Annotated in this window: 12 protein-coding genes and 2 pseudogenes; 12 read left to right on the top strand and 2 right to left on the bottom strand. The window is 38.4% G+C overall.

The features are described from left to right. Positions 1 to 19: 19 nt before the first annotated feature. Positions 20 to 1541: pseudogene (locus tag KVT11_RS05170) on the bottom strand (MDR family MFS transporter); the annotation flags it as partial. Positions 1542 to 1711: 170 nt separating this feature from the next. Between KVT11_RS05170 and KVT11_RS05165 the strand changes: the two are divergent. From KVT11_RS05165 to KVT11_RS05145, 6 genes and pseudogenes are all read left to right on the top strand, one after another. Beyond that, a complete protein-coding gene (locus tag KVT11_RS05165) occupies positions 1712 to 2131 on the top strand; it encodes a MarR family winged helix-turn-helix transcriptional regulator (protein ID WP_046344981.1) in 420 nt (139 codons plus the stop codon). 35 nt (positions 2132 to 2166) lie between these two features. Next, positions 2167 to 2302, top strand: a pseudogene (locus tag KVT11_RS20990) (DUF6262 family protein); the annotation flags it as partial. 118 nt (positions 2303 to 2420) lie between these two features. Next, positions 2421 to 2894 (top strand): GNAT family N-acetyltransferase, encoded by a 474-nt coding sequence (locus tag KVT11_RS05160; RefSeq protein ID WP_017359536.1) that lies wholly within the window; start codon positions 2421 to 2423, stop codon positions 2892 to 2894. Positions 2895 to 3196: 302 nt separating this feature from the next. After that, entirely contained in the window at positions 3197 to 4795 is a 1599-nt protein-coding gene (locus tag KVT11_RS05155; protein ID WP_076821593.1) for a T7SS effector LXG polymorphic toxin, read from the top strand. Between the two features lie 15 nt (positions 4796 to 4810). Beyond that, positions 4811 to 5266, top strand: coding sequence for a hypothetical protein (locus KVT11_RS05150; protein WP_017359538.1), 456 nt, complete (start codon positions 4811 to 4813; stop codon positions 5264 to 5266). 113 nt (positions 5267 to 5379) lie between these two features. Next, on the top strand, positions 5380 to 5679 hold the full coding sequence (locus KVT11_RS05145) for a contact-dependent growth inhibition system immunity protein (protein WP_017359539.1): 300 nt from the start codon (positions 5380 to 5382) through the stop codon (positions 5677 to 5679). Between the two features lie 184 nt (positions 5680 to 5863). Here KVT11_RS05145 and pdxR read toward each other — a convergent pair whose 3' ends face one another. Then, a complete protein-coding gene (gene pdxR / locus KVT11_RS05140; RefSeq protein WP_217608986.1) occupies positions 5864 to 7240 on the bottom strand; it encodes a MocR-like pyridoxine biosynthesis transcription factor PdxR in 1377 nt (458 codons plus the stop codon). Positions 7241 to 7348: 108 nt separating this feature from the next. Between pdxR and KVT11_RS05135 the strand changes: the two genes are divergently transcribed. The 6 genes from KVT11_RS05135 to alsE all read left to right on the top strand — a co-directional run bounded on the left by KVT11_RS05135 (position 7349) and on the right by alsE (position 13074). Further along, positions 7349 to 7792 carry a GNAT family N-acetyltransferase gene (locus KVT11_RS05135; protein ID WP_017359541.1) on the top strand — a complete coding sequence of 148 codons (444 nt, stop codon included), beginning with the start codon at positions 7349 to 7351 and terminating at the stop codon, positions 7790 to 7792. A gap of 199 nt (positions 7793 to 7991) precedes the next feature. Then, a complete protein-coding gene (locus KVT11_RS05130) occupies positions 7992 to 8432 on the top strand; it encodes a hypothetical protein (protein WP_008343720.1) in 441 nt (146 codons plus the stop codon). Between the two features lie 288 nt (positions 8433 to 8720). Next, positions 8721 to 10793, top strand: coding sequence for a BglG family transcription antiterminator (locus KVT11_RS05125; protein ID WP_268389103.1), 2073 nt, complete (start codon positions 8721 to 8723; stop codon positions 10791 to 10793). Between the two features lie 15 nt (positions 10794 to 10808). After that, on the top strand, positions 10809 to 11075 hold the full coding sequence (locus KVT11_RS05120; RefSeq protein WP_017359544.1) for a PTS sugar transporter subunit IIB: 267 nt from the start codon (positions 10809 to 10811) through the stop codon (positions 11073 to 11075). Positions 11076 to 11101: 26 nt separating this feature from the next. After that, positions 11102 to 12364, top strand: coding sequence for a PTS ascorbate transporter subunit IIC (locus KVT11_RS05115; protein ID WP_052320582.1), 1263 nt, complete (start codon positions 11102 to 11104; stop codon positions 12362 to 12364). 17 nt (positions 12365 to 12381) lie between these two features. Then, entirely contained in the window at positions 12382 to 13074 is a 693-nt protein-coding gene (alsE, locus tag KVT11_RS05110) for a D-allulose 6-phosphate 3-epimerase (RefSeq protein ID WP_210552453.1), read from the top strand. Positions 13075 to 13166 lie beyond the last annotated feature (92 nt).

Below are 13166 nucleotides of genomic sequence, written 5' to 3'. Positions count from 1 at the left end.
GCTCTGCTTTTTTCACATTATTCGCTTTCTTTCATTTCATTTGATGTACGTACTCGTGCATTCCCCATAAATACGACCGTAATCGCCGCAAGTGCAATCGGGAATAAAGCAATCATAAATACATACGTAATACTTTGTGACATCGCATCAATCACTTTATTTAAAATATCAGGCGGAATTTGTGAGCGTGCCCCCTCTTGGAAAATGGCTTGTGGATCACCAACTTGAGAAGAAGCTCCTTTCATTCCGCTAAAAGCATCTGCTAAACGATTTGTCAGGACATTGGTTTGAATCGTTCCAAAAATCGTCACGCCTAAAGTCATCCCAAGTGATCTCATGAACGAATTGGTAGAATTAGCACTGCCGCGGTAGCGCGGAGAGAGATCATTCATTGAAGCAGATGGCAGAAGGGAGAAGCTAAATCCAACGCCAAAACCTGAAATCATCATAAAGAGCGTAAGCCACAACCTTGCTGTATCAGGCGACATATTGGCAAGCAGCAGCATCCCAGCAAAAAATGAAATCACAGAGATGGTCATTAATCGTCTAAAAGGTACTTTCGTCTGCATCGTTCCACCAATCATACTGCCAATCACGGACCCAATCATCATCGGTGTTAAAATGAACCCGGCACTTGTTGCAGATTCACCGTACACAGCCTGGACGAAGATAGGAATAAAGACAGCTAGAATAATAAACGTTCCGCCATATAAAAACGCCAAAATTTGAGATGTCGCAAACAAACGATTTTTAAACATCCAAAAAGAAATAATCGGTTCTTCGGCCTTTCGTTCAACAATGAAGAAGATGGTTCCGAAGACAACAAACACAGCAAATAGTGTCAAGATTTGAACAGAATCCCATGCATACGATTTACCGCCAAGCTCAAGGGCGAACATTAAACTGACAACCGCAACGACAAGTGTAATGGCACCTGACCAGTCAATTTTCTGCTTACGATGCTCGAGCGATTCTTGATAAAATTTGGCGATCAAGAACACACTGACAATACCGATTGGTACGTTAATATAAAACACCCAATGCCAGCCGATCGAATCCGTAATAATCGCTCCTAACAGCGGGCCTAATACACTGGATAGACCAAAAACTGCACCAAACATACCGGACATTTTCCCGCGCTTTTCTGGCGGGAAGATATCAAAGATAATTGTGAAAGCGATCGGAAGAAGAGCACCGCCTCCAAGTCCTTGAATCGCACGGTAAATAATGAGCTGATCCATTGTTTGTGCGATGCCGCACAGCGCAGATCCAATTAAAAAGAAAATAAGTCCAAACAGAAAAAAACGCTTTCGACCATACATATCTGAAAGCTTTCCATAAATCGGCATACCAGCCATCACTGCCACCATGTAAGAAGCAGTCACCCAAGCAAATTTATCAAAACTGCCCAAATCGGCGACGATGCTTCCCATTGCTGTTGCGACAATGGTGTTGTCCATCGCTGCCATAAAAATCCCTAACAGCAAACCGATGACAACAAAGCGAGTGGATGCCTTGCCTTTATGATCCACGTTATTCATTTCATTTACCTCCTGCTTACGTTCTCTTCACTTTTTTGCTATGATCAAGTTAATTATAAAGTAAGAGAACATTTATCTTGATGATCAAGATAAATTGATTTTAAAGGGAGGAGAACAAGTTGTCAATAAAGAACGACGCAGAAGACAAAGCAGACCTGATCATTCATACGATGAGACGCCTTGCTACACGAACAGTCCTATTTCACCAAGCAGCTGCTCAATCGCTCGGCCTTTTCCCAACAGATCTCAAATCAGCAGATTTGTTAAACGAACTTGGACCACTCACAGCAGGTGAATTAAGTGAAAAAACCGGTCTTAGCTCAGGTGCGGTCACCGCTCTCATTGACCGGTTAGAAAAAGCAGGCTACGTCAAAAGGGAGAAGGACCCAAAAGACAAGCGAAGGGTCATCATTGTTCCATTAACAGCGGGGAAATCACAGGTGAAACAACTCTTTCTATCTTTATCGGCATCCACCAAAAAACTCACAAATGAATACAAGCCAGAAGAATTGGATTTAATCATTCAATTTATTTCAGAAGCAGCTGAAATCATGGATCAAGAGCTGCAATTGCTTAAGTCTAAATCGTAAGAAAGGACACTGATGCGTTAACTACACCGAAATAAGTAAAGCGAGAAATGAACGAAAACAACAAAGATGCTCTCATTGCATCTCTAAAAAAACAAAAAGTTGGAAGAGGAAAATAGGCAATTAAGAGAGCAACTGAAAGTAGCATATGCAGATGTCTATAAAAATTTATAAGAGAGAACAACGTTCACCCTCCTTCAACTAACGGAGCAGTATAGCGCAAGAAGAAGTTGCTGAAATAATGATAAGTATATTAGGATGCTTATCCTAAAAAGGGGAGGTATAACAGAAAGTGGAGATTATAAAGTTTAAGGAAACTGATACAAAAGAGATTATTTCATTGTTTTATGAAACAGTTCATTCCGTAAATTCAAAAGATTATTCCCAAGTACAATTGGATGCTTGGGCACCAAGAGATGAAAAAGAATCTAAAATGAATTCTTGGAAGGAATCATTGAGTCAAAATATAACATTTGTTGCTAAAGTGAATGGTAAAGTTGTTGGTTTTAGCGATTTAACGCATACCGGGTACTTAGATAGACTATTCGTTCATAAAGATTATCAAGGACAAGGTATAGCCACAGCTTTAGTTGATATGCTCGAATCTGAGGCAAAGAAACTAAAGCTTTTAGAAATTGATACCGAAGCAAGTATCACAGCTAAGCCATTTTTTGAACATCTAGGTTACAAAATTGTTTGTTCACAAACTGTGGAAAAAAAGGGGGTTAAGTTGGCTAATTTTAAAATGCTAAAAAAAATAAAATAATCATTTTTTTGTTATGCTAACAGGTGCGTTAGTTTAAGAAGAAAGGGTATAACATATTCGTTATATAAAATATGTTATACCCTTTAATAGACAAGAAAAATGAACCGAATATGTTGTCCAGAAAGAAGAACCTGCGGACGCTGATCATTGAGCACTTAAAATGCCTTGATTGGTGTCCGTTTTTTGAAGAAACGCACCTTTCTCTGATTAAATAGAAGGTGTTTTTGTATCTTTATTCCTATTTCATGACATTCCTTGTGTTGGTAAAATTGACCTTGTCAATGAATAGGAAGGAGTGAATTCTGCTGGGGAAGATACTTGATGCAAAAGCACTTACCAGTGCCATGGATACAAGGTCAAAACACTATCAGGAACTCCGCGAACAAATGGTAGATTTAAAAAAGGCATTACAAGGTGTTGCCAACCTCGGTGATGATTTCACTGGAAAAGGTGCCGATAACATTAAAAGCTTCTATAAAGAACTCGCTGGAAATGTAGACATGTTTATTAGCTTTATTGATAAGCAAAAAGCCTTTCATGAAGGTGTTTCTGGGACACTGGATGATACGAGCTTTGGCGGCGATACCTTTATAGAGGAACACTTTTTAGACAATGCAGTACATATGGGCATCAAGAATGCAAAAAGCATTGTGAAAGATCAAAAACAGGCACTCAAAACGATTTTTCAAGATATTGATGACCTCATTTCCCTAGAGGTATTTGATAGCCAAACCTTTGCTGAAAAAATAGAAGATGCGGAAGATGAACGAAAAAAGACGGTCAAAGAACTAAGAGAGCTTGATAAAAATTTAAAAGATGAATATGCTTTGTCAGAGACGGAGCAGCAAGCTACAATGGCATTGTACGCAGAAATGATCAATGCCACAAATGACGGAAAATCCATTTCGCCTATGAATTTTGACAAGAAAGCGTATCAAAAGAGCGAAATCTACAAGGCAAAAAGCGATATTGAGAAGCAAACTTCTGAATATCTAAAAATCAAAAAAGATCAAGAAGAAGCTCGCGAGATCGCAAAGGAACAGGAAGCGCTCGCCAACCGTCCGTGGTATGAAAAAGCTCTTGATTACGGTGGGAATATCGTTAATGAGCTGACAGGCGTGAACGATGCAAAACGTGCCGCAACAGGTGTCGATCCGATCACAGGTGAAGAACTCACCGCAGGACAGCGAGTCGCCGCAGGCGGCATGGCAGCAGCAGGCTACATCCCGATCGTCGGATGGGCAGGACGTATTTTCAAAGGCGGTAAAGCCGTTTATAAAACGACTCAAGCCACGTCCGCCGCAGTCAGAGCGGTCGACATTTACAAGACATCACAGAAGTCTTTTGACGCCCTGAAAACGTCTCAAAAAGGCTTATATGGCCTCACCGCAACAAACGGCTTCAGCGAAGCGATTACGGGTCGAGATATGTTTGGAAATAAGATCTCGAAAGAACAACAGGAAGCGAGTATGAATGCGGCGCTGGGGATGCTTTTGCCGTTTGGGGCAAAAGGGTTTCATGGGAAGATAGGTTTAAGTTCTCAAAGTCCAGAAGGATTTAATCGAAAAAGGGCTTTGCGACACGCTAAGGATTTAGGGGGGATACCTAGGTCTCAACAGCCTACTCGTCAATGGCAAGTAGGAGATAATGTTTTTAAGAAAGGGCAAGAATATCGTAATTATGAGTACAGTTCTAACCATACTCACCATGGCCGGTACTATGAATTTGATACCCCAAAAGGAAAAAGAGTTATAGTGCAACATACTAATGATGGAAAATTACACACTCACGCAGGGAAACCAAAAGAGGGTGCAGATCCATTTAATTATGATTTTAAAAAAGAAAGATATTCAAATATATATGGACCAAATGGTGATCACCATATCTATTACAATGAATAACGAGGTATGAAAAATATGGCATATAAAAATGAAAAAATACAGAAAAAAATTGCTTTGATGAATGCTAAAAAGAAAATACAACATTTAGCATATATTGAGGTAATTGATTTTGAAGATGATACTTCTCAATGGCTAAAATTATGTGAAACAGTATTAAAACAATTTCGTCAAATAGATTCAACACCTTCCGAAATATTAACAAATACAGACAAAGACTCGATTATGACTTGGTTAAAAAATTCATTAGATTTTCTCAAAGAGAAAAAAGAATGGTTTATTTTAATTGAAAATGACCCTTTTCCTGTTTGGGCAAATGTAAAAGCTTTAGATTTCGATAAGGCAATTGAAGAAATTTGGCTATTTTCAGAGAATCATAGCATCATTGTAGCAGATAAAATAACAGGTAAAATTGCTCAAATATTTTCAGAAGAAAAACACTTTGAACTTCATATTGGAAACTGCGCAATTTAATTGTAAGCAAGATTAATTGATCAAAGAGCAGAACCACAACCTGTTTTCTATGAGATGAAGGTTTTTAAACTCGACTATTTAAACTGATAATTTTAATGATAATAGGTGATTCAATGAATGAGAGCTCTAGTTATTTAAAGAAGTTAGAAGATTTTTTAGGTGGGACATTTCATCAGGATATTGATTCACCAGAGGAAGCGTTAGATGAGTTTATCCATGAAGCTAGCAAAGAATGTCTGCTGTCTACTATAAAGGATTGTCAGGGTTTTTTGAATAGTACTCTAACAATACAAAAAAAAGAAAGCTTTATTGAAAATAATGCAGAAATATACTTTCCGGCGATCTCATTAAACCCTATACAGTGGTTTAATCAAATAATAGAGGAAATGAAAAAAGCAGTGAAAATGCAGTAACAAAATGAACCTTGATTGGCTAATACCTTTCAAGGTTTTTTGTGTTGATTGAACTTCATACCGAAAAAAGTGGAGATAAAAATAGAAAGTTGAAGTGGTATTTTGATAAAGAGTCGATTCACAACATTCAATTATGAAATTCACGCTCTAAGTTTCAAACAAAATCGTTCATGAACCACCAATCTTATTCCCATGCTTCTTTTAATAAACAAATACCTCTTTCGATTTGTTCAAGAGAAAGGTTTGCGAAACCGAGCAGTATGTGCGGTTGTACAGGTGGATTTCCGATAAATAAATGACTTGTAGGATACACTTTAACATGCTGTTGAAGAGCTTTTTCAATTAATTCTTTTTCGGAATAGGGAGTGTATATACGTAACATGATATATAACCCTGCATTGTCACCAATGATCTCAATCTGCTCTCCAAATAGATGGTGAACTTGTTGAACCAATAAATTCATTTTCCTTTTATAAGTATTGCGCATACGCTTAATATGCTTTGTCCATTCCCCACTTTTCATAAATTCAGTCATGGTCAGTTGGTGCAATAAAGAAGCATTATGTTCGAAATGTTCAAATTTACTCATATAGATATTGATTAATGGATCAGGTAACACCATATATGCTAATCGTATAGCTGGTAGAAATGCTTTCGAAAACGTACCAAAATAAATGACATGTGCAGCATCTAAAGAGGCTAAAGCAGGAAATGGTTTTTGTCCATATCGAAATTCTCCATCGTAATCGTCCTCTAATAAGAAACCGTTTTTTGATCGTACCCATTGAATCAATTCAATTCTTTGTTGAATCGATAGTGCAGTACCAGTAGGATATTGATGTGAAGGTGTGATATACAATAATTTCCCCTTTTTATGTACAAGTGGGTCCAATAATACACCCTGTTTTAATGCAGGAATACTCTCCATTTCAAATCCATGTAAATGAAAGACCTCCCGTACACCGCTATAACCAGGGTTTTCAACAATCATACTAGAAAAACGTTCTTTTAATAGAAATCCCAAATACAACAGTAGTTGCTGTGTATTACTTCCAACGATAATATTTTTGGGGTTAATGATCATACCTCTCGCTTGAAATAAATAATCAGCCAGTTCTTGTTTAAACCCCGGTTCTCCAAAAGGTTCTCCATATTGAAAGCTAATGGATTGCTGCAGCACTTTGTTGGAAATTTGCCGCCAAACTTTTAAAGGGAATTGTTCCTCATCAACAGTACTTGCTTTGAAATCAATGAAATCGATCAATTGTATTGGTTCATTTCTAGGTACTTCTGAAATAGAGGTTTGAAGAAATATCGGTTCAAATTCATTGACACTATAGCTTTTACGCTCATTGGCTTGAATATATCCTTCAGCTAATAATTGATCATATGCTTGTAGTGTAGTGTGGCGACTAACACCTAGGTCATTGGCTAGTGAACGAATGGAAGGAAGATTTTCTCCTGTTTTTAACTTTCCCTCCTCGATTAATTTTTTAAATTGCTCATAAATTTGTTTATATTTTGGTTGATTGGCACTGAAAGGGAAAATATAATGTTTCATTTCTTCATTCCTCCCTTCTGACATTTAATAAAGTATAAATCTGTACATTTTTACATGTCAGAATATCGATTATTATACTACTAATTGATATGAAAAGGGGATAGAAGAGTGGATATAGTAAGAGCTAATGAAAATGATTTAAAACAAGTTTCGGTTCTATTTGATCAATATCGCCAATTTTATAAACAGACTTCTAATATAGAAGGTGCTTATCATTTTCTAGTGGAACGATACCGTAAACAAGAGTCTATTTTGTTTGTTGCAAAGCAAGGTGAACAATATGTAGGATTTGTACAACTGTATCCCACATTTTCATCTGTTGCGATGAAAGATGCGTTCATTTTAAATGATTTGTTTGTTATAAACGATTTTCGTCAAAAGGGAGTAGGTAAGGAATTGATGAAAAAAGCATTTTCATTTGCAAACGATAAAGGAACCCGATTTATCTGTTTAGAAACAGCGACTTCTAATATAAAAGCACAACAATTGTATGAAAAAATGGGGATGACAAGCGATTCTTCAACTCAGCACTATATTTATTATTGGGATTGAACACAGAAGAATGAAGTTTTGGTATGGCAGAAAATTCAATATAACTCGGTCAAAAAAAGATGAATATGCTTTGTCAGAGACGGATCAGCAAGCTACAATGGCATTGTACACTGAATTGTTTGCAACAAAATGACGAAACAGCGATTCCTATGGATTTTGTCAAGAAAGACTTTAAAAAACACAAAGGGGGGTAATTTTATTGAATTCTTATGATGAAGATCTAATAAAGGATTTGGAATTAAAAGACCTTCTTAAATATGTCAAAGTACATAAAAATCCAAAAATTTATTTAGACTTAATAGAACAAAAATTTGATTTTGCTGGTTCAAAAATAGATTGGTTACAAACCAATAAACATTATAGTAAGAGCTCAAATCATGAATCGTTACTTTCTGATGCTCTTCTCTTTATAACTGAATTAAAAGAAAAATATTTAGATAATAACTTACAAGTAATTTACATAGGGGATAACCTTACAGAGTTTGGGTACCAGTTTGAATTAAAACATCTAGAAGAGTTACTAGTCTATTTTTTAGATATCCCACAGCACCACTACTTTATATCATTAGAAGGTGATTGGAGTATTTGTATTTCATTTGAAAACGATTTGGATTTCGGATTTAGTTTAAACAAAAAATAATTTTAAGCGTCACATATAGGAAAAATAAAAGATGAATAAGAAGTGAAAAAACCTTGACTGGCTTTATACCATTCTAGGTTTTTTGCGTTTATTCGTCCTCAAACACGTAAAAGAAGACAAAGAGCTCTTTGTATACAAGTCTCAAAGCACACTCAAACGAGTGTGCTTTTTCTTATAACAAAAGAACACCCAAAAACCTGCACAACATTTACTGAAAACATTTGGACTTCTTTGACGCATGCGAGTTGATTAGACTTATAACCAAAGGGAAGAGGGGAGGGATTCCAACTGCACTTAACCAAAAGGGGCACGACTTTATTATCGATGCTGCTTCACACGACCACTTATCTATCAATTGAAGATTTACAGAATCGACTGAATGTCTCTACTCGAACGGTCTACGCTGAAATCAAACGAATGAATAGTTGGCTGGAAACCCATCAGCTTAGTGGCGTCCAGCGAAAAGATCAACGAGGCTACTATTTACATCCACACGAGAAAGAAGTCATTATCGAAAAAGCTGACACTGTTCTTGTCGGTCATGACTATGAACCATGTGTAAAAGAAAGACGTGCCATCTTGCTCCTATCCATTGCATGCAGTGAAAAGCATCTAAAAATTGATGATTTTATGGAGATGACGAAGGTAAGCCGCAATACACTGCTTGAAGATATGAAACAACTAAAAGAAGCACTTTCAAAACAGCAGCTTACACTTCATTATCAGGCGGCCAGTGGCTATTTAATTTCAGGAGAAGAAAGAACAATTCGGTTGGCGCTGAAACCTTATATTCATTTCATTCGCACCATGATAAAAAATGAAAAAACGTTTCCATCGGTTTGGTTAAAGGGTCCTATCTCATATAAGAGAATACATGATCTCCTTCAACAATCCGAACAAGATCTGAAGCTTGAATTTGCAGATGACATGCTGGATCAGCTGTCTATGGATCTCTTTTTCTACTTTAAACGGATGAAGCTAGGACGTGCTGTACACATTTCAACAGAAGAAAAACGGACACTGCAGGAAACAGATGAATGCTTGGCTGCTATTCGTTTCATGGCGCAAATTCAAAAAGAAACCAGTCTTTTGGTTCATGATGATGAAATCTATTTTCTTAGCACCTTATGGCTCAGTGCCAAAAAACAAAAACTTCCAACAAGTCAAAAACCAGAAGAACATCTCATTCGAACCATTGCGAGACAAATGATCATGGACTTTCAGCGTTATGCGTGTATTTCCTTCCAGGAAGTAGAAGTCTTGGAACAAAACTTAACCATGCATTTAATTCCGGCCTATTATAGGCTCATCTATCACATTGAGATCATCAATGAATTAACAGATTCCATGAAACATGCACAGCCAGAGGTGTTTGACATCACGCAAAAGGTTGCTTGCCATTTAGAGAAGGCAGCCTGTTCAAAGATGAGCGATCATGAAATTGCCTATGTGGCGATGCATTTTGGCGGCTGGATGAGAAGAGAAGGGATTTCATCGATTGCGAAACGTTCTGTTTACATTGTCTGCGGAGAAGGAATTGGCACCAGTCACATGCTGAAAACGCAGCTTCTTGAATTAATCGGCTACATCGACATACGCGGACTGTTATCAAAACGTTCATATGAAGAATTAACATCCATTGATGCCGACTTTGTTGTGTCAACGACACCTATATCGTTTAAAGGAAAACCTGTTCATCTCGTGCACCCGATTCTCACTGCTTATGAGAAAAAAACATTGCTTCAATATGGAGAAGGCTCAGAACCTAAGCTTGATGAGCACCATGTGAATGCTTTATTCAATATCATTCAGCAGCATACCATCGTTCAAAATGAAAAAGCATTGCTTCATGACTTGAAGGAGCTGCTTCATTCCACATATGTATCACACCAGAAAGGGTGGAAACCAGTGTTAAACGATTTATTAACAGAAGAAACCATTCAGCTCCAGCAAACAGCAGACACATGGCAGGAGGCCATTACAAAAGCAGCGCAGCCTTTGCTTGATCAACAAGCGATTCAGGAAAGTTATGTGAAAGCGATGATCCAGTCTGTTCATCAAAATGGCCCTTATATTGTGATTGCGCCACAAGTGGCAATTCCGCATGCCAGACCAGAGGATGGCGTGAACAAATTAAGCATGTCACTTATGTCATGTCATCAACCCGTTTCCTTTTCAAAGGATGGAAAAAAGCAAGTTCGTCTCATCATTGTATTAGCTGCCATTGACAGTATGACCCACCTGAAAGCACTCAAACAGCTGACGATGCTGTTAAGTGAAGAAAAACGGGTGAGACAATTGATTGAAGCAGAGGAATTAGCAGCCATTCAACAACTAATCAATCGATTTTCACAAGTATAAAGGAGGAAAAAGAAAATGAAAAAAATTCTTGTTGTATGCGGAAACGGTTTAGGAAGCAGCTTTATTGTTGAAATGAATGTCAAAAAGGCATTAGAAGAATTAGGACTTTTAGCGGAAGTGGATCACACCGATCTCAGTACAAGCAAAAATGAACAAGCAGACCTCTATATTGGCGCAACAGACATTATCGATCAGCTGGATGACGGCACAAGAAAGGTCGCTGGATTAAATAACTTGTTAGACCAGGAAGCCATTAAAGACGTCCTTCGTAAACACATATAATCGACGGAAAAAGGGGGATTCACATCATGATAGAACTGATCATGAACGATATATTGGGCACACCCGCAATTCTCATCGGTTTGTTTGCACTCGCTGGTTTACTTTTGCAGAAAAAGTCAGCTGCCGATACTGTATCAGGCACCTTAAAAACAACAATGGGTTTTTTAATATTAGGAGCGGGCGCCACAGTCGTATCTGATTCACTTGGGGTTTTCAGGAAGATGTTTGAAGCAGCCTTTCACATTCAAGGGGTTGTCCCAAATACAGATGCCATGGCGGCCATTGCCCAAAAGGAATTCGGTACACAGACAGCGCTCATTATGATTTTTGGCATGTTGGTCAATTTGCTTTTGGCAAAATTCACACCCTTTAAATACGTCTTTTTAACTGGGCATCATACGCTATATATGGCGGCTATGCTTGCAGTCGTTCTGTCAACAGCCGGCATGCAAGGAACACTGCTGATCACCACTGGTTCAATCGTATTAGGTGCGGCAATGGTCATTGCTCCCGCAATCCTTCAGCCGTTTACAAGGAAAGTCACTGGAAGCGATGATCTGGCACTCGGTCATTTCAGTACGTTCGGCTATTTTACAGCGGGAATGATCGGCAAATGGGTCGGGCGCCCAGAGAAATCAACGGAAACCATTCAAGTGCCTAAATCACTCGGTTTTCTCAGAGATACATCGGTGGCTATCTCCATTACGATGGCTTTGCTTTTCTTTGCGATTGCACCGTTTGCGGGAATTTCATATATAGAAAACATTAGTGGTGGTACGAACTTTGCTGTCTTCATTCTCATTCAGGCCATTACCTTTGCTGCTGGGGTGTACATTATTTTAGCAGGTGTACGGATGGCCATCGGGGAAATTGTGCCTGCTTTCAAAGGGATTGCCGATCGTTTCGTTAAAGGGGCAAAGCCGGCACTTGATGCGCCAACTGTTTTCCCATTTGCTCCAAATGCAGTGATCATCGGTTTTTTATGCAGTTTTGCAGGAGGCATCGTGTCTATTTTCCTTCTTCCTTTGTTTGGTTTAACTGTCATTGTTCCTGGACTTGTGCCGCACTTTTTCTGCGGTGCGACAGCGGGCGTATATGGCAATGCAACGGGGGGAGTGAGAGGTGCAGTCGCCGGTTCCTTTGTGAATGGAATACTCCTTTCATTTTTGCCAGCTTGTTTACTTCCTGTGTTAGGCACTCTTGGCTTTGAAGGGACAACATTTGGAGATACAGACTTCGGTATCATCGGAATCTTGATTGGATTGATCAAATTTTTATTTCATCTTTAAAAAGGAGGCATTTCAGGATGACAGCTATTTTCTCACCTTCATTGATGTGCATGGATTTAACACACTTCCGTGAACAAATTCAGCTTCTGAACACAAGGGCAGACCGTTATCATGTCGACGTCATGGATGGTCATTATGTAAAAAATATGACCTTATCACCCTTTTTCATTGAACAACTTCGGAAACTGACAGACGTTCCGATTGATGTTCATCTAATGGCCGAACAGCCTCAGGAATTTTTAATTGATGCATGTATTGATGCAGGCGCAACGATGATTTGTTTACATCCAGAAGTGGTGCAAAAAGACGTTTTTCGAATCATTCGGCATATCCAAGAAAGAAAGTGTGAGGTCGGCTTTGTTCTCAATCCCGCCACACCAGTTGCAGCATTAGATGCTTTTATTCATTTAATAGACCGGGTGACGATCATGACAATTGACCCAGGGTTTGCGGGTCAGCCTTTTATCAAAGAAATGCTTCCGAAAATGAAAGAGGTGAAAGAAATCAAAGAGAAGCGGGGATACTCATTTTCAATTGAGGTAGACGGCTCTTGTAATGAAAGCACGTTCCGGTTGCTTGCTGAGGCAGGAAATGAAATTTACATCATCGGCACCTCAGGTTTATTTGGACTTCACGAAGAATTAGATAAAGCATGGGAAATAATGAAGCAATTGTTCGCAAAAGAAACAGCCACAATGAAATCACCTTAGTAAAAAGGAGGATGAAGCCCATCCTCTTTTTTACGCAATTTTACTAAACAAACTATCTACTTATCAAAACATACTCAAAAACTTCATAAAAG

This window comes from Bacillus sp. GbtcB10 (assembly GCF_019091365.1).
Taxonomy (GTDB): Bacteria; Bacillota; Bacilli; order Bacillales; family Bacillaceae; genus Bacillus; species Bacillus altitudinis.
Note: the sequence above shows the minus strand (reverse complement) of the source record. Positions and strands in the feature narration are given on the sequence as shown.